Genomic DNA, 21,746 nt, shown 5'->3' with positions numbered 1-21,746 from the left:
TAATATATACACGCAAAAGGGGGCTTTTGACAAGCAGGGTGCGGATGACTCAAAATACAGGTTTTTTGTGAGAGAGATCAAACTTGACCAAGACTTAACACGGGGCAGGGGAGGAGTTAACAAAACCGCTTTATACTTGCACCTGTACAACCATAACCCCTTGTACATAGGGAGAGTGAGCGGAGGTCGAACGTACGATGATCAGCAGAAAGTTAGAAAAGCGGCCGAACTGGCTGGCCTGCATGCTGAGTGTGATCATGCTGGTATCCGTAATAGCGCCGGCTGCACCTGCAGCAGCCAATGAGGAAGAGCAGCGACTCGGAACGCTGATGGATGAACGGACCTGGATGATTGGACCGGGAGCGTCATACACCTGGAAGCAGCTGGAGGTGGAGCGCGGTCCGGAGCGGCTGCACATGATACAGTTTGATCCTGCACAGTCATCGCTGAGCCTGAAAGCCGCCAAAACGAATGGCAAGCTGTATGGCATGCAGCAGCTCAGCGCTATGGCGCAGGAGGTGGATGCCCAAGGCAGCCGCGTTATTGCAGGGATCAATGGCGATTTCTATGATATGTCCAGCGGCGTGCCGACGGGGCTGTTTATGAGTGAGGGAGAACTGCTGAACAGTCCGCCTTCAGGCTGGAATGCATTTGGGATGAAAAGTGACGGGTCTACCCTTTATGGTCCCAGTCCATCGCTCATCCGCACTGTAGAGATTGGCGGACAGGAGCATACACTGACTGCAGTGAACCGCAGCCGGGGCACGGACGCACTCGTTTTATATACGGATTCTTTTCATAGCTCGACCCTGACCAATGATCTTGGAGATGAATATGTGCTGGATGTTGTCTCCGGAGATTTCAAGAGCGGAGAAGACATTACACTCAGAGTCTCCACACTGTTTAAAGAGAAAGGCAGCTCACCGATCCGCGAGGGACAAGCTGTACTGTCTGTTTCCGGCTCCCAGCGCAGCAAGCTTTCTTCCTTAAGTCAGGGAGATCAGGTGACGGTGCGTTTGCAGCTGGACCCTGCATGGCAGGATGTTACGACAGCGATCGGAGGTAACGCCATGCTGGTGAAGGACGGCGTGGTACAGCCGCTCACGGATCCGGCGGTACACCCGCGCTCGGCAATCGGCACGAAGGCTGACGGCACGGTTATTATGCTGGTCGTGGACGGACGTCAGCCGGGCTTTAGTGAAGGCGTCACATTGGCAGAGATGGGACAGCTTATGAAGGATGCGGGAGCGGTACAGGCTCTTAATCTGGACGGCGGCGGATCGGCAACGATGGTTGCCCGTCTCCCAGGTGAAGCCGCTAGAAAGGTTATGAATTCTCCGTCGGACGGCGGTGAGCGCAAAACAGCGAACGGCCTGCTGCTGGTGAATACGGGGGAAGAAGGACAAGCGAATCAGCTGGTGGTAGAGCCGAATCTGGAGCGTGTCCTGATTGGCTCCACGGCAAGCTTCAAGGCGCTGGCTGTAGACAGCCAGCTTCATCCGGCAAGCCTTCCTGGCGCAGTTTCCTGGAGTGTAGAGCCCGGACTTGGGTCTATAAATGATCAGGGCGTATTTACAGCCGGGACCCAGCCAGGGGCTGGATCCGTAACGGCGGCCTCGGACGGACTTGGCGGCTCAGCCCACATTGAGGTGGTGGACCGGCTCAGTGAGCTGCGTTTCAGCGATGCCGTAATGAGCTTTGAGCCGGGGGCCGTGCAGAGGCTGAATGTGAACGCGCTGCTCGACGGCAAGTCCGTAAAGGCGGACTACAGTCAGCTGGAGTGGCGTGTGGAAGGAAATGTAGGCACGGTGAGCGGGGACGGAGTTTTTACAGCCGTGCATGAGACGGAGGTAACCGGCACCATTATCGTTTCCTACCAAGGGGTCGAGGCTTTCATGGACGTCAATATTGGTCTACCTCCGGTTATTCTGGAGGATTTCGAGAATGGTCTGGACCGGTATAAGGAAAGCTCCGGCGCGGCAGCCAATCTGTCGAAGGTCAGCATTGAGCAAGATGAGGACCTGGTCCGTTTCGGCAGCAGCTCCTTGAAGCTGGAGTATGATTTCACCGGCAGAACAGGAACGTCCGGGGCTTATCTTGACGTCAAAACTGTGGCAGACCGCATTTCAATCCCGGGATATCCGAAAAAAATCAGCATGTGGGTGTACGGTGACGGAAAAAAACACTGGCTACGTGCCCAGATCCGGGACGCCAATGGTGCCATTCCTTTGAATTTTGTCGAGCAGGAGCCTGGATTGACATTCACTGGGTGGAAATACCTGGAGGCGGAGGTGCCGCCAAACCGCACCTTGCCGCTCGTCATGGACATGCCTGTACGGTACATGGAAACGAGTACGGCCAAGAAAGATGCGGGTGTTATTTACGTGGACCAGATCCGTGCCTTATATGGCCCCAACCAGGATGACATCGAGCCCCCGGTCATCAAGAATATGGCGCCTGCAGAGCATAGTGTGGTGAACAACAACCAGCCCCGGATTTCTTTTGTCGGGGAGGATGCAGGCTATGATCCGGCAAAACATCCTGCCACCACGCTCATTGATCCAAACAAAATCCGGTTGTACGTAGACGGGCATCCGGTAGAGCCTGCCTTGTATCCGCCAACAGGGGAAATACACTACACGCCACCGACTCCGCTTGCGGATGGCATCCACCAGGTGCGGGCAGTTGTACGTGATTTGTCCGGCAACCAGACGGATGAAACCTGGACCTTTATGGTGAATACCGGAGGCTCAAGGCTTCAGTATACGGCGCCGGAAAAGGTGTATGCCGGAAATACCTATACCTTGGATATTCAAGGCATACATGCTTCCAATATTACAAGGGCCTCCATGGAGTTCTCTTATAATCCGAACGTGCTGGAGGACGTATCTCTCATTCGGGGGGCCAAGCTGCAGGAATCGCAGCTTCAGGCACAGATGGATCCGGTAACCGGCCATGTGAGGCTGGACATGCAGGATCTGCTTGCCTCAGGCATCCAGGATGACGACCTGATTGCACAGCTTCAGTACAGGGTGAAGGCCAATACGGAGGCCGATAAACATTCGTTTGACTTCATGTCGGGAAGCATTTCTTTCCTGAGTGCCGGGGAGGCTGTATTTTCAATCTTTGGTCTACCCGTGATTTCAAGCATTAACCATCATTTAAAACTGTCCTGGGATGTAAACGGACAAGTGGAGGGCTACGAAACCGTCCTGCAGGTTGAGGATGAGAACGGGAGCCTCGTTGAAGGAGCTGTCGTTACCGCAGATGGCGCCGTGATCGGGACCAGTGATGCCGCGGGTGAAGTGCGCACGAACACCCTGACGGCTCAGGTCAAGAAGCATACTCTTCAGGCAAGCAAGGATGTATGGTACAGCCCGCTGACGGCATTTTCTGTGTCACGGCTTGCCGGCAGCCCAACCCCTTACAATATAAATGTGAGCATGGGGACAGATCCGACCTCTTCGCGTGGCTTTACATGGCATACCCATCCGGGTGTCCAGACGACGGTTGTGGAGCTCGCTCCAAAGGACGGCTTCAGCGGCTTTGACCAGCCGGAGGTGAAGAGAGTAAGCGGAAGCCATGAGCTGTATCAGACGCAGGACGTTGGCGCGGTTCGGGTTCACAAGGCACTGGTGGAGGAGCTTGTGCCGGGTACCGAATATGTGTACCGCGTTGGAGACGGCACGGGGCATTATGGTCCGCAGGGATCCTTTAGAACGGCTGCAGCGGAAGGGGATGCAACGAAGTTCCTGGTATTCGCCGATTCCCAGGGAAGCACTGCAGCGGACTATAAGCTGTGGGGAAATACCGTCAGCATTGCAGCGGCTGAGCATCCCGATTCCGAGTTCATGATTCAGGTTGGAGATATGGTCGATAAGGGCTACTTGGGCCAAGAGTGGAATCACTGGTTTAAAGAGGCTCAGGAGGCGTTCCTTAACACGACTTTAGTGACGGCGGTCGGTAATCATGAGGTTACAGACACAGAATGGAATGGACATTTTCAGGCTCATTTCAATCAGCCGGATAACGGGCTGCCGGGTCTTGAGGGCACAAGCTTTTCCTTCGATTATAAGAATATCCATTTTATCATGCTAAATAGTGAATATGATTATGAGAAGCAGGCGCAATGGCTGGAGCAGGATCTTGCAGCCAGCACGAAGGAATGGAATATTGCCATATTCCATCGCGGGCCTTATGGCAGTATCTATGATACGGCCGTCATTCGGGATTCATGGGCACCTATACTGGAGAAGCATGGCGTAGATCTGGTGCTGAACGGGCACGAGCATATTTATCTGAGAACGTTCCCGATGAAGGATAAACAGAAGGCTTCCGATGGACTCGGAACCACCTACGTCATTTCAGGCTCTACGGGCTCCAAATTTTATGCTCTGACAGCACAGGCCTGGCAAATGGTAACCGATGCAGAAAAGACTCAGATGTATTCCGCTGTGGAAATTGTGGGAGACCAGCTGAACATGGTCACCAAGACCGTTGGCGGACGGGTGGTTGATGAATTTACGCTCCTCAAAAGAAAAGAGCTTCTGCCAGAGCGTGTGCTGATTGCAGAAGGGGATATCAGCCTGGCTGTCGGAGAACACCGTCAGCTGAGTGTAGAGGTCAAGCCCGAGGGGGCAGCGGACAAGAGCGTAACCTGGTCGGTTTACAGCCCGGAGCCGCAAGATTCGCCAGTCACGATCAACCAGGATGGACGATTGACTGCAACAGGGCTAGGCACGGCCGTGATCCGAGCAGCCAGTAATGCGGCACCGCAGGTCTATGATGACATTGTGGTGACAGTTGACCGTCAGCCGGAAGGCGTCATGGAAGCCATATCACTGCGCGGTGCGGCTGCCTTAAAGGTAGGGGAACGAGACCAGACGGTCATCGAAGCCGTATACACGGACGGCGCCCGATATGATCTTATGGAGGGTGTCATCTATGCCAGCAGCGAGCCGTCTGTGGCTGCAATCAGCGAGAGCGGAGAGGTTCAGGGTCTTCGTGAGGGCACAACTGTGATCTCCGCAACGTATGAAGGCTTCTCGGATCACTATGCATTGAACGTAACGCAGGCTGTAAATCCGGACCCGGGCAACGGTGGCAGTCCCGGCAATGGAGGAGGCAGCAATCCGGGCAACGGAGACGGCTCTGTGGATCCTGTGCCGCCCCAGCCGCCGATCACTCCTCAGCCTCCGTCCGTGACAGGTCAGCTTGTACTTACTGAAGCCGAGCTTAATGCTATGATCTCCGACGGAGAGCCGCTTCTTGTGAACCTGAAGGAGGAGCTGAAACAGCTGCGTCTGCCATCCAATGCGGGTAAGCTACTGAAGGATGAAGCCTTTACCATTGTGGCAGACAATATGAAGATCAGCCTACCAGGGAAGGTGCTTCAAGAAGTGAGTGACCTGGGGAGCCGTAATCATCCTGGATCGGGCTTCATTCAGCTGAACGTGGAAAGTCCATCATCGGCCGCCTCTGAACGACTCCTGAGTCAGGCAAGTGGAAGGTCGGGAGCCGTTCTGCAAAGTGCGGGTGGCATGTTCAGCTTTACGCTGGAGCATGTGAGCGAAGAGGGTACAGTCACCAAGCTGACCTCCTTCAGTGAGCCGCTGAGTCTGACTTTACCCGTGATGGCGGCGTCCCATCCGTCCCTCACTCATGTGTACCATGTCGGGGAAGACGGCATGCTCCAATATATAGGAGGAACGATAAGCGGTGATCAGATTACTGCGCAGGTGATGCACTTCAGCACCTATGCCGTTCTGACCTACACCAAAAATTACGGAGATGTACCGGCATCCCACTGGTCCTATGACGTAATTCGCGAGCTGTCATCCAGACAGCTGATTGAAGGAACCGGCGGCGGTATGTTCAAGCCGTCCCAGGAGGTTACCCGCGCCGAGTTTACGGCCATGCTGGTGCGTGCATTGAAGCTGGAGCCAGCACAAGCGGCTTCGTTCCGCGATGTTGCGCCGGAGCAGTGGTATGCAGCCGCAGTATCTGCTGCCAAGCAAGCGGGGATTGTAGAGGGAACAGGCCAATCGCAGTTCCGTCCGGATCAGCACATCCAGCGGCAGGAAATGGCGGCCATGCTGGTTCGAGCTTACGCGTATACCGCGGCACGCTCTGCAGCAGAACGCAAGGCAATCCCGTTCCAGGATACGCAGCAGCTGCCGATCTGGGCTCGTGAAGCCATCAGAGAAGCATATGATCTGAACCTGATGAAGGGCAGCAGCATGAATACCTTTAAGCCGCAGGTGCCAGCAACCCGGGCCGAAAGCGCACAGGTCATTCACAATCTGTTAGGCAAGCTGGCGAAGTAAAGCTGCCGAGCAGCGATTCCAGGTAATCAAGAATCGGCATGTGGTGAGTATTAACTGCTGTACCTGAACCCATCAACGGGTGTGTCGGCAGGAGGTAGCGGCGTCCGGTGGTCCGGGCTGCTGCTTCAGACATGAAGAGCACAAAGCAAAGAGCCAGCCCCGCTCAATTCGCGGGGCTGGCTCTTTGTCATACGTGAGAATGAAATTTATCTTGGCGGCGGCCAGTTCTGCAGCGGCACATTCTCTGTAATCGCCACAGTGTTCGTCTGCGCCGGATTCCCGACAGCCAGAATAATGACATGGTAGCTTTGGCTGGAGGCGTTAAAGCTGTTACCCTCCACATCTCTGGTGTTGATTCCCAACTCCCGAGTAATCGTCCCTTCCTGATGTGGAATTACAGTATAATTGTTCGCCGCGACCCGCTTAGCATCATCGATTCCAAACGGCAATGACGTTGGCACAAGCATCACACGGTATTCCGAAACATTCCCGCTGGTAGCCGGCGTGAAGCTGAGATCAATCCGCTGCGCAGCAGCATTGTCCCAGTAGACGCTGGCGGTGACACTGGTCGGCGCCGTAACGGCCCCGCTCTCCATCGTAATTGCAGATGAAGGTGCCGACAGGGCGTTGTTGCCCGCGACGCCGTCTGAGCTCACGGAAACTACGAATACCCGGTATGCGGTCATATTGCGAATCGGCAGGCCATCAGTATCTGTTGACGTTGCCGACAGGCTGACACTGAGGGTGCTGCCTGTTTTGTTCACGGGCGTGTAATTCGCTGTGTTGACATTATTGGCTGCGGCCAGGTTGAAGGCGTCTGCCTTTTGCGATGGCACAACATAAATCCGGTACCCGCTGATTCTGGATTCTTCGGCAGCAGGGCTGAAGGATACGAACAGGTCCCGTCCGTCATTGTTGTTGCCTCCGTCTGTGGCTGCTACATTGCTTGCCGCAGGCACAGATGTATTGCCGCTTAGCGTGATTACGGACGAAGGAGAAGACATGGCGCTATAGCCCGCGTAGCTGCCGCTGCCGGCAGTCAGTACGAAAATCCGGTACGCAACGCCGTTACGGATGACATCACCATTGATATCCCGTGCCCCTGCGGCGAGGTTTACGATCTGATTGTTGTTGGTCTTGCTGACATACGTATACCGGCTGCTGTCCAGGCTGTTCGCCCAATTCAGGTCGAAGGAAGCAGCATTTTCATTTTTGACGACATAAATTTTGTAGTGACCGATCGTGCCCTCATTGGAAACACGGTTGAAGGCCACGCGCAGATCGCGTCCGTCATTGTTATCGCTAACGTCACTGACCGCTAAACCGGTTACTGCCGCGACTACCTGGTTCGCGGACATGTACACATACGGGGATGAAGCGGAAAGGACATTACCTGTGTATGCATTGCTGCTGACGGACATAACGAAGATCGCATAGCTGTTGCCGTTGCGAAGAAGATCTCCGTCGGTATCGCGTGTGCTCGAAGACAGGCTCTGACTGAGGTTGTATCCTGTCTTATTGACCTGGGTGTAATTATAAATGCTTAATGCATTGGCACTGTCCACGCTGAAGCTGGAGGACTTGTTGTATTTTACGACAAAGACACGGTAATTCAGGATGTTGCTCTCGTTATTCGCCCGGTTGAAAGTTATTCGCAGGTCCCGGCCATCGTTATAGTCGCTGCTGTCTGTGGCTGCTACGCCTGTTACGGCTTCAACCTGGTTGCCGGTGCTCAGAATAATCTCATTGGATGCCGTCGAGAGCAGCTGAACTCCGTTCTGGCTGCCTGTTCCCACGGCCGATACAAAGACCCGGTAGTAAACGCCGCTGCGGATCAGCTGTCCATCGGTATCCCGCGCCGTAGCAGGTAACGTGTGAACGAGATTATATCCGTTCTTGCTCACGGTTGTATAATAGTAGCTTGTCAGATTATTGGCCCGATTAACATCAAACAGGCCGGCCGTGCCGGATTTGACAACATAGATGCGATAAGAACCGATATTCGATTCATCCGATACTTTGTTAAAAGCGACCCGCAAATCTCTTCCATCCCCGTAATCGCTCACATCCGACACCTGGGTAATCATCGGTACAGAAGCACTTTGGTTCAGTGTGACCGATGACGAGGGTGTAGACAGTCTGCTCAGGGCCGTGGATTCATTGCTGCTGAGCGCCATAACGACGACAGAGTAGGATACTCCGCTGCGGATCAATTCTCCGGAGGTATCTCTGGAGGAGGAGCCGAGGCTGAGCGTCATCTGTGAAGTGCTGGAGCTTGGCTTGGCTACGCTCGTATACGAGGTTCCCGGAACGGCTTGAGCCGCAGTAAGATTAAAGCTGGACAGGCTTTGAGTTTTGACCACAAACAACCGGTAACCGGAAATTTGACTCTCCGATGCCGCCCGGACAAAAGAAACCGACAGATCCCGGCCATCGCCGTAATTGTTTACATCCGAAACCGTAACGCCTGTTGGCGCATCTACGGCTCTGTTGTTGATCAGAGTGACGGCGGGAGAGGCCTTCGACATTTGCGAGCTGCCGCTGTACTTGCCTACGGCGAGGACAAAGGCGGTGTAGGCCTGGTTCTCTCGAATCAGCTCTCCATCGCTGTCCCGTGTATTGCTCGAGAAGGTCAGGGAAGGATCACTACCCGTCGGGAAAATGACAGAATAGTTGGCGGAAGGTACATTTGCAGCTGCACTTTCATTGAAATAAGAAGCCTTCGACGCCTTCACCAGAAAAACCCGGTAATAAGAAGCATGCTGCTCGTTGGCAGATTTGGAGAAGCTGACCTGGAGGTCGCGTCCGTCTCCGATATTACCGATGTCTCTGAGTGTAATGTAGTTGACCGGACCGAGGCTGCCTTCACCGGCACTGTTGTTGGAGGTGGTGACGGTCACGGTTTTGGTTGTTGAATTCCAGCCGATCTTCTCGCCCAGCGCTTCACTGACAAAGCGAACCGGTACCATAGTAGTACCGCTCAAATTCTTGGCGGGAACATCGAGCGTTGTCGATTTACCGTCGATGGTTGCTGTTTTGGCGTTGATTTTGAGAATAATGGTAGAATTGTCTCTAACCGCGGTGACCGTTTGGGTCTTCTGGTCCCAGGTAACCTTGGCGCCAAGGAGCTGGAAAATGACGCGCATCGGGAGCATAACCCGATTCTGTACCATAATCGGTGGCTGGGAAGGATTGATTCTCATCCCGTCCACGATGACATTGATGTGAGTTGCAGCCTGTACCTGACCTTGAAAGAGCAGGGGGAGGATGCAGACGACCGCCAGAAAGGCAGCCCAAAGCTTCTTCACGTGCGTGACCTCCTTAAAATAATAAATCAGTTGGGTAAGATTACCTCTATTATATGACACATTGAATAGGAGTAAAGTTGCAATTCGACAAGCGGTCCCGTAAAAATATTTTGGAGGGCAGGGTTATTTATGAGAGGCTCAGAGTTTTCAAAGCCGGGAGAGGCGTGGTTTTACGGCTATGGACATGGTATAGTGGACACGAAACCAAAGAGGATGGAGCTGCCTAAACGTGAAGGATTCAATGCGCTCTTCGAAGAAGTCGAATCGTGAAAATATGAAGCAATCCCATATACAGCCAAACCATGTACAAAAACCGCAGGATAACCGCCGCAGTAAATCCGGAGATTCGCAGCGCCCTCAAGCCAGCAGCCTGGATGCTCTGGCGCAGGAGCGCAAGCTTCAGCAGCGTAAAGCGGACGGCAAGCGGCCGGCCGGAGGCGATTCGCGCCAGGCGGGCAAGCAGGCAGGAGGCAAGCAGCAGGATGAAGTGCGAGGCGAGCCGCATCAGGCGGGCCAGCAGCCTGGGAGCAAACGTCAGGAGCAGGCCGGGCTCCGCGGGAAGGCAGGAGGGGGCAGGCCAGCGAGCGCCGGCAGCGGGCGTAATGCAGGGCAGCGCGGTGGCAAGGCCGCCAAGGCGGCCTCTTTGCCGCAATCGGTCAAGAAACGTCCTGCGGCTCACACTCTGCGCCCTTCTGTCAGTGAAAGTGCCGAGGAGCTTGTCCCCGGTGACGTGATCGTGGTTACGATCAAGCGGCTGGGAATTAACGGCGAAGGCGTGGGCTATTACCGCCGGAAGGCTGTATTTATAGACGGCGCCTTGACGGATGAAGTGGTCAAAGCAGAAGTAACCGGACAGCAGCCTAAATTCATCAAGGCACAGCTGCTGGAGGTCGAGAAGCGTTCACCTTACCGGATCGAGCCTCCGTGCCCCGTATTTGGCATTTGCGGCGGCTGTCAGATACAGCATATGTCCTATGAAGGCCAGCTTCAGGCCAAAACAGATATTGTGCGTGAGGCTTTCCACCGCTATGCCGGACTGCAGGATGTGAAGCTGAAGCCGATCCTCGGCATGGAGCATCCTTGGGATTATCGCAACAAGGCACAGCTTCAGGTGAAGCGGCGCGGAAACGAGGTCATTGCAGGCTTATATCAGGCGGAAAGCCATGAGATCGTCGATATAACCGGCTGCCCCATCCAGAACAGCAAGGTTAATGAAGCCGTCGAGAAGGTGAAAGCTGTACTGCAAGAGCTGAACATTCCTTTTTATAAGGACAATGGCAGTAAGGACGGGGTGCGCACCATTGTGGTGCGGCATGGCTTTCAGTCCGGAGAGGTTCAGGTGACGCTGGTCACCGCAGGCAGCAGGCTGCCGCGTCAGGAGGAGCTGGTCAGCATGCTTCGCCTGTCGATCCCCGGAATTAGCGGAGTTGCGATGAACATAAACCCGAAGAAGACCTCGCTGATTTTTGGAGACCGGACAATCAAGCTGTGGGGGGCAGACACGCTGCAGGAGTCTCTGGGAGATCTGGAGTTTTCTTTGTCGCCGCGGGCTTTTTTTCAGCTGAATCCACAGCAGACGGTGAAGCTGTATGAATCGGTGCGGGCCGCGGCTGGATTGACAGGGAAAGAAACCGTTATTGATGCCTATTGCGGGACTGGGACGATCGGGCTGTGGCTGGCGCCATATGCCAAGGAGGTCCGCGGCATCGAGGTCATTCCGGAGGCGATTGAGGATGCGAAGCAGAACGCGGCGCGCAACCAGCGCGACAACGTCTCCTTCCACACCGGCGAAGCCGAAGTGCTGCTGCCACGCTGGGTCAAGGTCGGCCTGTCCCCGGACGTCATCGTAGCGGATCCCCCGCGCACAGGACTTGACCCACGCTTCCTGGACACCGTACTGCGTACAAGGCCGAAGAAATTCATCTACGTATCCTGCAATCCCGCAACCCTGGCCAAAGACTGCAAGGTCCTGCTAGACGGAGGCTACTCTTTAGAGTGGGTGCAGCCGGTGGATATGTTTCCGCAGACGAGTCATGTGGAGTGTACAGTGTTACTAAAATGGAAGGGGCAGGATTAGTCCTACGCCCCTTGTTGTTCCAGCGTCCTTACGGATTGAGGGCGGGAAATATTGTAATTTATGGCTTTGATTGAACCGTCTTCACTAACTTCGATTTTGTGTATAAGTCTTTGAATTACCTGCTTCAAGACTTGCTCATCGTCAATATCAAGTTTGGTGAAGCGGGAAATTTGCTTTCTAAAGGCACGGAGTTGTTCTTCTGTGTTTTTTTCTGTTTCCAGTAGGCATTCAATCTCTGCCTTCTTCCGGGAAAGCCTACCTTGTTCTACTTGGATATGCTCATTCTGTACTTTGAACTGTACGATGTCGATAATCTTTTCTGTATACAATTGCAACAGGCTCTGAAACTCACTGTTAAGCTTTTTCAGGCGTTTTGTGACGTTAGTTAGTTCTTTTAAGTATTTGGTATGCTGTTCATTAGCTTTTGTGTTTGCCGCCCCGTAGAGCCTTTCTAGCTTGATGTTGTCAGTTATCAGTTCCTTTAGGTCATCTTTGACAGCTTGCAATAAATTGTCGTATCCAATGATATGAGAGGAACAGTAAGACGTTGAGTGCTTCACATAGCCAACACACACATAAGCCCCGTCGCTTTTTTTTCTTCTGTCTTTACGGAAGGTCATACCCTTACCGCAATCAGCGCATACGGCAATGTGAGCAAATAAACTTTCACTCCCGTTACTATTGTTCCTGCCCTTTTTCTTCATCTTCTCCAATACCGCTAAGTGCTCATCCATTGCGATAATGGCAGGATGTGCATTTTCATGGACTATTTGCTCGCTAGGGTCTACACGTCTACGCTTCTTTGAGATGAAGTCTCTTGTCTCTTCACGATGATGAACAAGAGTGCCTGTGTAGACAATGTTCTTGAGAATGACACTTAACTTTGATTCCATAATGTTCCTGAATTCCCGCCACCTGAGACAGTTCTAGGAGTTGCAATTCCTCTGCTAATGAAGTAATTGCTGATTCTGTACATGCCCCAATCTTGATACAGATAAAGGTCGAAAATTTCTCGAACGATAGGGGCATTGTCCTCATCAAGTACCAACTTTTTTCCGTCACGCTTGTAACCAAATGCAGGCAAAGAAGCCTTATAGACTCTTTCCTTAGCACTCGCCCTCAATCCAAACTTTATACGTTCTGATAACTTTGCGCTCTCCTCTTCAGCTAGCACAGCTTTCAAGTTGAACAAGAGTTTGCTCGTGCTTGTTTCAGTATCGTAATTATCCTCAGGCAAAATCAAGCGTATTTCCATAGACTCAATTGCATGGGCGGTCTGTAAATTTTCTACAGTGTTCCTGCCTATCCTAGATACTGATTTTGCAATCAAAATGTCAAATTTTTTCTTTTTTGAGTCTTCTAGCAATCGCTGAATCGCTTCTCGGTTATCTCTAGTCGCCCCACTGACACCATCATCAATATATTGATTTGAGATAGTCCAGCCATTTTGGGTGGCTAGGCTTGTAGCGTATGAAACTTGGTTCTCAAGGCTGTTCTTCTGCGCATCCTTTTTTGTACTAACACGGGCATATATTGCAACTCTCATTAAATTATCATCCCTTCTGTTTCCGTTTCAGAAGGAATAGCATCTGCTCTAGTCTTATCGTATGGAAACGCGAGTATTTTGTTAATTTGACCACTCATTATTGATAGCAGGACGTTTTCAAGTTCTGATGTACCTGTAAATTTCTTTGGATGTTCATCGTCATCATCTCCCTTACTATCAGTGGTCGCTCCATGTAGAGGGAAAGGTGCGACAGTAACTCCAGATATACAGACAAGACCTTTATTGACATGTTAAAATATGGATATATACTAAATTGATTGGTCGGTGACTTAGTTGATTACAAATCTTTATTTTGTTCGACATGCTCATTCTACTTATTCTCCCGATGAATTAAATAGACCCTTATCAGAACGTGGAAAAGAGGATGCTAGGAAAGTTACTGAAATACTGAAAAACGAAAGTATAAATGTCCTCATTTCAAGTCCATATAAAAGAGCGATACAAACTATTGAAGGGCTAACTGGAATCTATGGTATTGATATAGTCATAGAAGAGGACTTTAAAGAAAGGTTATTATCTGAAAAGCCGCTAAATGACTTTGACAGTGCAATAGCTAAAGTATGGGAGGACTATTCTTTTTCTTGGGAGGGGGGTGAATCCAATGTTGTTGCCCAGAATAGGGGAGTTCGAGCGCTCGAAAAAGTATTAGAACGATATGAAGGTAAAAATATTGCAATCGGGACACATGGTAATATCATGGTATTAATTATGAATTACTTAGATAAAAGGTTCGATTTTACATTTTGGAAACAGTTGGATATGCCTGACATTTATAAGTTAAGTTTCGACAATCGGAGACTTTTTGAAGTAAAACGTATATGGAACAGGAGTTAATTATGTAAAAAGCCCTGTTCATAGGGCTTTGAATAATATAGAGTTCCGATATGCGGGCATAAACAGTTCCTGTAACTGTGTCCGCATTTCTTCCTTGTATAGTTCAAATACATCGGCAGGATGTGGGTCTAAACTTTTAGAAGCCTGATGTTGCAAGTCTCGTAACCGCTCTTTGACTTTGCGTCCCAACTCGTTCCATAACTCAGGTTGTTCTTGCAGACCGGCACCAACCGCGCCAACTGAACCCAGCGATTTTCTTCGTTCAGTTTCCCTCCGAAAGGGAGAAAGAAATCTCCTGGCATGATCAATTGATTTTCGAGATACGCGGTCGGTTTGAACACTTCCATCACTCCATCTGCAAAGTTTTTGCTGTACTTTCGATGCATTCCTTTGCATATGAATTCGACACAAAGCACCAAAAGCCCTTGTTGTTATGAGGTTTTTAGCGATTTTATGAGCGTTCAGCAAGCCCTAATTAATTGGGGAATTAATTCCTTCGGATAAAAACGAAGCTTGACTAACTCATTTAATGGAATCCATTCTACCCCGATTTGGTCAGGGTCTGGATTCGGGGGAGTTAAAGGTATGTCATTACTGGACTTTATACTACATAAAAAAATAGGACTGACTATGTGAAGATTTTTATTCGCTTCGGCATTTTCGTGGTTGGCTCCAATAAATTCTCTAAGGAATAAAAAGTCGTCTACGTTTACGGCTATACCAACTTCTTCGAATACTTCGCGGCAAACCGCTTGCTCTAATGTTTCACCAAACTCTTGTTTCCCACCGGGGAGGATGTAAGTCGCATCACCTGAATCATCATCCCGTTTCTTGATAGTAAGAATTTTATTGTTTTCAATAATTACAGCTTGTACACCTACGCTAACCTCCATTCTCGGTTCTCCTCCTTATTGTTCCTTCTTTCAGACGCCCATTTCATTGCCTTCTTTACAATTTCAGTGCAAAAGGCTTCTTTTCCATCTTGATATACACGAACATCATCCGGTGATTGTTTGGCTAAGTGTAATTTCAATTCCCCGTATGTTTTAGCTTCATCAGGATGATTCATTAGGTATTCTTTGAAGTTCAGATGATACTCGATGTTGATATTTCCGACCTCGTAAATATGTACGTGATGAGTTCTATGATCTCCACCCTTTGGAAAATATCGACGACCAACGATTCCTTGTTCCCCACGTGGTTTATAGCCCTTATGAATCATTTGTTCGTTATACTCATCTACCTTGATAATATCCTTGACGACAATTAGAATATCAATAATTGGCTTTGCAAACCCAATCTGAGGAACGGAAGTGCTTCCAATATGATGGATTTCAAGTAACTCGTTCGAGAAAATGGATTGTAATAAGACTTCTTCTATATGGTATACATCAAACCAGTTTTCCGTCCAAGGAGCAATTTCAGTTCTTCTCAAATGAACACCCCATTTTGACCAGTAATTGGAAGATGGCGTAGTATTATTCTATGTGACCTCTCCAATTCCTCTTTAATTGAATTAAGCATGTAATATGTTTAGCGAATACTGCCACATCAGATTTGACTATTTTGCGCAACCCACACATGTGGAGTGTTGCTCACTGTTGGTCAGGAAAGACTAACAGTTGGGATGTATTGGCGGATACAGGTAGAGAGGGGAGAGGAGCGCTGACCCCTCTTTTTTAAACTGCATTATGTTGTTAAATGCTGTCTTTAGCTCTATACCAGTACTTATAAATTTCCGAGTAACCGATTTTTGAATAAAGTTTTAATGCAGGTTCATTGTTCGATACCACGGCTAAATAACTGTACCTTGCCCCATTTTCTTTACCCCACTTTAGCAGATTTAATATCATCTGTTCTCCAAAACCTCGGTTTCTATAATTTTTTTCTGTCACGATATTGTATAACCCTATGTATTCTCTTTCAATAACTCCAAGTCCGCAAGCAACAACTCGTTCTTGGTAATAAAACGATATAAATGCTTTTTTAGTTTTGATATTGGATAGCATCCGTTCCATAACGCTCTTATCTTTGTCTTTAACGTTATTAAGCCTACAAAAATCTTCCAACCATAAAGAAGTGATATCTTCATTTATTATTACTGACGTTAGTTTGGGTTCGCTTGTGTTATCTAAGTTCAGGGTTTGAACACTTGTAGTATCAATCAATGTATAGCCCAATTCCTCTAAAGTCTTATCTAGATGTATGGGTTGAACAAAAGGAGTAATTTTGTATATTGTTGGAAGGCGATTAGCTGAATAAATTTTCTCGCATTCTTTGATTTTATTATTCAAATCACAGGTTGAATAATGAATAGGGTTGATGGAATTTGCTCGTTTCGTATATCCATCCGCGAATCGCAATACCCATCCATCGTATAGCAGAGTTGATAAGGGTTGCCAGTGATTCAAAGATAACTCCTCAATAAACTTATTATCCATACTTATCCTCCATATTATTAATGAATAATAATATTATAATATGAATAAAAATACAATCAATTGCGGTTAACCGATATTCAAAAAAAATTTCTGGCGCGTCAGATGACCATAAACTGTCCCTAAGACCACTCGTCCAAAATTGCTAGCTACTGGGTACCTCTTACAACTCGATTGCTCAGAGGAGAAATACGAACGTCATAGGGCAGGTATTATATTAGTCTCACATTACACAGCTTGAAGCGGTTCAGCCAGCCATCTATATCCCCTCGATATACTCTAGGAACAAGTCTAGCATGTCAACAGTTCTTTCCTTGATCGCCGCTGTAATTACCTGTTTATCTTTCCGCTTTAGGTTTCTCCGATCACGTTTTCCATTGGTCACACTCTTGAGCAAGCATCGAAGACCAGTATACTCGTTTGTATTGGAAACGAACCGAAAGCCATGGCAAATAAGTTATGAACTCAGAAAGAAAACGTATGGAGCTCTTGTCTAACTGAATCGATGCCTATCAGATTTATTGTTACCAACTTTTCTCAGGGTAATATCCGTGTAGATCTGACTTCTAATTCAAAGGTTCATGCTTGCTTCTGATAGCTAGTGATTCGACTTAATACATACCCGGAATTGAATTTCCACGCTAATGTGGGAATTTTATTGAATGGGCTTCATCTGTGTTACAATAAGTTATCAAGTTTGACAATGGAGGGATAACTATGCTCCACAAAAAAATGGATCAACAAGCCGCGAATGCGATAAAATCAATCCTTCAAAATCTTAATATAAATAATCCTCGTGTATTGATTGACCTTGAAAAGCAAACTGTGGAAGCTCAAGAAGACGACTATTCCGTTGATGATCTTTTGGAAGCGGCTGGTACTCTAACGGCTGAACGAGGAAAAGAACTTCTGGAAGAAGTGGGAAAATCGCGTGAGGAATGGAATACATGAGTAAAGGGTGTCTTCTGGACACAAATATTGCGATTGCGATTCTTACTAACGAGAGTCATGTTATCGATTTTGTTCAACAGGCTTCTCGTGATAAAATGCCGCTTTATTTTTCTGCAATTACGGTTTCTGAAGTGTTTGCAGGGTTAAAACACGAGGAACAACTTCGTGCAGAAAAGCTGTTTACATTAAAAAGATGTATAGACGTTACGTCAGAAATTGCAAAATTGGCTGGAACGCTTCGTAGAGATCTTAAAGGTAAAGGACGTAAGTTAAAGACTCCGGATGCCCTCATTATTGCGACAGCGTCAGTTTATGAACTTACATTAATTTCTAGAGATTCTGATATAAACTTCGTCCAGAACGAATTGGATATTCCACTATTAAATATTGATGCGAATTAGCTTAACCGTCTCTTCTACTATAAGTTGGAGAGTCGGTTTTTTCATATCTATTTAGTCCCTTTTGATAGAATAGGGACAAGCCCAAAACCTATAATTTCAGGAGAAAGTATGAGTAACGACCTAGAGCAACAATTATTCAGGGTATCGTGCAAATGAACAAGAACGAATGAGGAGTGGTGCGGTATGAGAAAAATTCATGCTTTTACATTTGTTTTAAAGGAAGCTCGTTATTAAACACAGAGGGAATGATTCCTCTGTGAAGCCAACTTCAGGAGGAATGTTCAATGGGAATTCATCTTAAGCCAGTGTCTGTTGAAAATTGGTATGAGTGAACGAAACTAAAAGTTAAACCGGAACAACAAAAGGTTTTTCCAGCACCAATTGTCTATTGGATGGCTGAGTCCAAATTTGTAGATGATTTCGAACTACGTGCAGTATATATGGAAGCTGATGTAGTGGGTTTTATTGTATACTGTAAAAACCCCGATGAGGATGGGAACTATTGGATACCGGCATTCATGATCGATGCAAAGCATCAAGGCAAAGGCTAAGGAAGGTCAGCCTTGAATAAGCTTATTGAGATTATGAGCTTCATGAACTGTAAGGGAATCATGCTTGGACACAGACCAGATAACCGGATTGCTGGAGAGTTATATGAATCATTTTCATTTAAAAAGGTAAGTGAAGAAGTCATAGACGGTGAAATTGTACGTTTACTTCAGCTTCCTTAGCATGAACTGCAATCCTGATGAAGAAAGATTGGATCCCTGGCTGTTCCACGGGAAAAATTGGAAAAAATATCAGGAAGCAATTCTTTAGGGGCGAGCCTATATAGGCTGCGCTCCTTTTTCTGATTCTGTGACGTTGAATATCTCAAATTGGAAAATTCCGGGTAAGTGAACGACTTCGTTCTATTGAAATCGGCTAAAAAACCTATGCCCCTGCTCACATATTACCGTGTATACCTCCTCATACGAGTTGTATGTGAATGACCGTCAGGCATAGACGTAGAGCGATTCGAGATTTACGCCGATTTGCTACCAACATATGGTACAATAAATCGAATCATGGATGGTGTCTTGCAGACTTTTTTTGTTCATAGGATTTGCGGGTTTGAAGTAGTGATCTCATGTGATTATTAGAGGGGGTTATGATTTGGTTATTGTAAAAAAGGTCGCCAAGCTATTATTATGTATCTCCGTGCTTTCGGGTCTGATGGGTTCAAAGACAGTTCATCGAGCCTATGCAGATTCATCTCTGTCATCAACGATAGTCATTACAGATACTACCTTAAGTATCGGAGAAACAACAACCGTAACGATCACGTTCTCGGAAAAGGTAATAGGCTTTACAGAAGCTGATCTAACGGTCCCGAACGGTACATTGAGCGGACTGGCTTCCTCAGATGGAGGAATAATGTGGACGGCCACGCTGACACCAAGCGCAGGTATCGAGGACGCGACCAATGTTATTACCCTTGATAACACTGGTATTGCTGACGCGGCGGGCAATACAGGCACTGGTTCAACGGATTCTAATAACTATGCAATGGATACCTTAAGGCCATCCGCCGTGATCGTGATCGAGGACACTGCGCTAACCGTTGGAAAAACCTCTTTGGTCACCATTACATTTTCCGAGGCGGTAACAGGCCTAACTAGTGCAGATCTAACGGTCCCGAACGGTACATTGAGCGGACTGACTTCCTCAGATGGAGGAATAACGTGGACGGCCACGCTGACACCAAACGCAAATATTGAGGACATGACCAATATTATCACCCTTTATAACACTGGTGTTGTTGATGAGGCGGGCAATTCGGGCAGTGGCTCAACGGATTCTAATAACTATGCAATCGATACCTTGAGGCCATCCGCCGAGATCGTGATCGAGGACACTGCGCTAACCATTGGAGAAACCACTTTGGTCACCATTACTTTTTCCGAAGCGGTAATAGGCTTTACAGAAGCCGATCTGACGGTCCCGAACGGTACATTAAGCGGACTGTCTTCCTCAGATGGAGGAATAACGTGGACGGCCACGCTGACGCCAAGCGCAAATATTAAGGACACGACCAATGTTATCACCCTTGATAACACTGGTGTTGCTGATTTTGCGGGCAATGCGGGCAGTGGCTCAACGGATTCAGATAACTATGTGATCGATACCGTAAGGCCATCCGCCGAGATCGCGATCGAGGACACTGCGCTAACCATTGGAGAAACCACTTTGGTCACCATTACATTTTCCGAAGCGCTAATAGGCTTTACAGAAGCTGATCTAACGGTTCCGAACGGTACATTGAGTGGACTGGCTTCCTCAGATGGAGGAATAATGTGGACGGCCACGCTGACACCAAGCGCAAATGTCGAGGACACGACCAATGTTATCACCCTTTATAACACTGGTGTTGCTGATTTTGCGGGCAATGCGGGCAGTGGCTCAACGGATTCAGATAACTATGTGATCGATACCGTAAGGCCATCCGCCGTGATCGTGATCGAGGACACTGCGCTAACCATTGGAGAAACCACTTTGGTCACCATTACTTTTTCCGAAGCGGTAATAGGCTTTACAGAAGCCGATCTGACGGTCCCGAACGGTACATTGAGTGGACTGGCTTCCTCAGATGGAGGAATAACGTGGACGGCCACGCTGACACCTCAGGCCAATGTGAATGTTCAGGACCATTCGATTACGCTTCACAATGATGGCATAGCTGATATTGCGGGTAACCCGGGAGAAGGCGTAACTCTTTCGAATACATATTCTATTTCGACGGTTCCCTTGCCTGACAACAGCTCTGCAGAATCTTCATGGACTCCCTCTACACCGGTTCAAATCTCAGTTACCTCAACCAACGGAATTCTGAGCATTCCAACCGGCATGTCCGGCGTTGTAGGCTTGGATGGGGAAATCTTCATTTCGGTTCCGGCAGGAGCTTTTACAGAGGACATCAGATTATCGATTCAAAAAATTCCGGAAACACCAAACATGCTCTCAAGCAAACAGGTATTAGCAAGTCCGATCTTTGCTATCGTGAACAGCGTTTCCAAGAAACCAAGCAAGCCGGTAAGTCTGACCCTGACGTTTGATCGCGGCAGCTTGAAGGAAGATCAGACTCCTGCTGTATTTTACTACGACGAAGTAAACAAAGCCTGGAGCGAAGTTGAAGGCGGGACCATTCAAGGTAACAAAATCAGTGTCAGCATCGATCAATTTGGGAAGTACGCCGTACTCGCGTTGGACAAAAGCCCAGGTGACATTATAGAGGACCCTTCAAAAGAGCTCATCCTTCATGATATTTCTAACCATTGGGCGGAAGAAAACGTGAGGCAGGCAATCCGTACAGGAATAGTTTCGGGCTATCCAGACGGAAACTTCAAGCCTAATGCTTCGGTAACGCGTGCAGAATTTCTGCTCATGCTGATGAACATTGTGAATGTGAAAGCCGCAGTCATGGACCGTAGCTTTTCAGATACGGCAGAGATTGGTGAGTGGGCTAAACAAGCAGTAGCTGATGCGCTGCATGCAGGCATCGTTACCGGTTACGCAGATGGCTCCTTCCGTCCCAATGCCAATATCACCCGGGCTGAGATGGCGGTGATGGTAGCCAGGGGCTTGGATCTGTCTGGTGCTGAGAATGCTGCAGCTCTTTTTGCAGATCATGATTCCATTCCTGCGTGGGCTGTCCCTGCTGTAACGGCATTGAAAAACCTAGCTGTCCTCAAAGGGACAAGCGGCAATACATTCAGCCCGACTCGTGAAGCCACGAGAGCGGAGGCAGTAACGGTGCTGATCAACGTGCTGAATCAACTCTCAATCAAGTGATTGGGGGAGGACC

At 48.7% G+C, this 21,746-nt stretch carries 13 protein-coding genes; 7 read left to right on the top strand and 6 right to left on the bottom strand.

Annotated elements, in window-relative coordinates:
* Positions 1-197 precede the first annotated feature (197 nt).
* Complete coding sequence (locus JJQ72_RS09015) at positions 198-6,326, top strand: phosphodiester glycosidase family protein (protein ID WP_208203436.1); 6,129 nt, start codon at positions 198-200, stop codon at positions 6,324-6,326.
* A 206-nt stretch (positions 6,327-6,532) separates the two neighbouring features.
* On the opposite strand, the gene JJQ72_RS09010 is transcribed toward JJQ72_RS09015, so the two are convergent.
* Positions 6,533-9,634 (bottom strand): copper amine oxidase N-terminal domain-containing protein, encoded by a 3,102-nt coding sequence (locus tag JJQ72_RS09010; protein WP_208203435.1) that lies wholly within the window; start codon positions 9,632-9,634, stop codon positions 6,533-6,535.
* Positions 9,635-10,277: 643 nt separating this feature from the next.
* On the opposite strand from JJQ72_RS09010, the gene rlmD reads away from it, so the two are divergent.
* Positions 10,278-11,711, top strand: a complete 1,434-nt coding sequence (rlmD, locus tag JJQ72_RS09005; RefSeq protein ID WP_208203454.1) for a 23S rRNA (uracil(1939)-C(5))-methyltransferase RlmD — start codon at positions 10,278-10,280, stop codon at positions 11,709-11,711.
* 2 nt (positions 11,712-11,713) lie between these two features.
* Here rlmD and JJQ72_RS20485 read toward each other — a convergent pair whose 3' ends face one another.
* Together JJQ72_RS20485 and JJQ72_RS20480 are read right to left on the bottom strand one after the other, a co-directional pair.
* Positions 11,714-12,604: a recombinase zinc beta ribbon domain-containing protein gene (locus JJQ72_RS20485; RefSeq protein ID WP_481856829.1), complete on the bottom strand. Its 891-nt coding sequence runs from the start codon at positions 12,602-12,604 to the stop codon at positions 11,714-11,716.
* Complete coding sequence (locus JJQ72_RS20480; protein ID WP_481856828.1) at positions 12,589-13,257, bottom strand: recombinase family protein; 669 nt, start codon at positions 13,255-13,257, stop codon at positions 12,589-12,591. The genes JJQ72_RS20485 and JJQ72_RS20480 overlap by 16 nt, the downstream gene beginning before the upstream one ends.
* Before the next feature lie 297 nt (positions 13,258-13,554).
* Between JJQ72_RS20480 and JJQ72_RS08995 the strand changes: the two genes are divergently transcribed.
* Entirely contained in the window at positions 13,555-14,112 is a 558-nt protein-coding gene (locus tag JJQ72_RS08995) for a histidine phosphatase family protein (protein WP_208203453.1), read from the top strand.
* Between the two features lie 461 nt (positions 14,113-14,573).
* Here the strand turns inward: JJQ72_RS08995 and JJQ72_RS08990 are convergent, their stop codons facing one another.
* The 3 genes from JJQ72_RS08990 to JJQ72_RS08980 all read right to left on the bottom strand — a co-directional run bounded on the left by JJQ72_RS08990 (position 14,574) and on the right by JJQ72_RS08980 (position 16,553).
* The gene (locus tag JJQ72_RS08990; RefSeq protein ID WP_208203434.1) at positions 14,574-15,005 is read right to left on the bottom strand and encodes an NUDIX domain-containing protein; all 432 of its coding nucleotides are present in this window, start codon (positions 15,003-15,005) and stop codon (positions 14,574-14,576) included.
* On the bottom strand, positions 14,990-15,547 hold the full coding sequence (locus JJQ72_RS08985; protein WP_208203433.1) for a GrpB family protein: 558 nt from the start codon (positions 15,545-15,547) through the stop codon (positions 14,990-14,992). Before JJQ72_RS08985 ends, JJQ72_RS08990 begins: the two co-directional genes overlap by 16 nt.
* 262 nt (positions 15,548-15,809) lie before the next feature.
* Complete coding sequence (locus JJQ72_RS08980; RefSeq protein ID WP_208203432.1) at positions 15,810-16,553, bottom strand: GNAT family N-acetyltransferase; 744 nt, start codon at positions 16,551-16,553, stop codon at positions 15,810-15,812.
* Positions 16,554-17,267: 714 nt separating this feature from the next.
* On the opposite strand from JJQ72_RS08980, the gene JJQ72_RS08975 reads away from it, so the two are divergent.
* The 4 genes from JJQ72_RS08975 (at position 17,268) to JJQ72_RS08960 (ending at position 21,733) form a co-directional block, all read left to right on the top strand.
* Positions 17,268-17,501, top strand: coding sequence for a hypothetical protein (locus JJQ72_RS08975; RefSeq protein ID WP_208203431.1), 234 nt, complete (start codon positions 17,268-17,270; stop codon positions 17,499-17,501).
* On the top strand, positions 17,498-17,902 hold the full coding sequence (locus JJQ72_RS08970) for a PIN domain-containing protein (RefSeq protein WP_208203430.1): 405 nt from the start codon (positions 17,498-17,500) through the stop codon (positions 17,900-17,902). Before JJQ72_RS08975 ends, JJQ72_RS08970 begins: the two co-directional genes overlap by 4 nt.
* Before the next feature lie 563 nt (positions 17,903-18,465).
* A complete protein-coding gene (locus JJQ72_RS20470; RefSeq protein ID WP_243895968.1) occupies positions 18,466-18,633 on the top strand; it encodes an N-acetyltransferase in 168 nt (55 codons plus the stop codon).
* 424 nt (positions 18,634-19,057) lie between these two features.
* Positions 19,058-21,733 (top strand): Ig-like domain-containing protein, encoded by a 2,676-nt coding sequence (locus JJQ72_RS08960; protein ID WP_208203429.1) that lies wholly within the window; start codon positions 19,058-19,060, stop codon positions 21,731-21,733.
* Positions 21,734-21,746 lie beyond the last annotated feature (13 nt).

This window comes from Paenibacillus sp. F411 (assembly GCF_017582705.1).
GTDB lineage: Bacteria > Bacillota > Bacilli > Paenibacillales > Paenibacillaceae > Paenibacillus_AQ > Paenibacillus_AQ algicola.
This window is presented reverse-complemented; position numbering and strand designations above follow the sequence as displayed.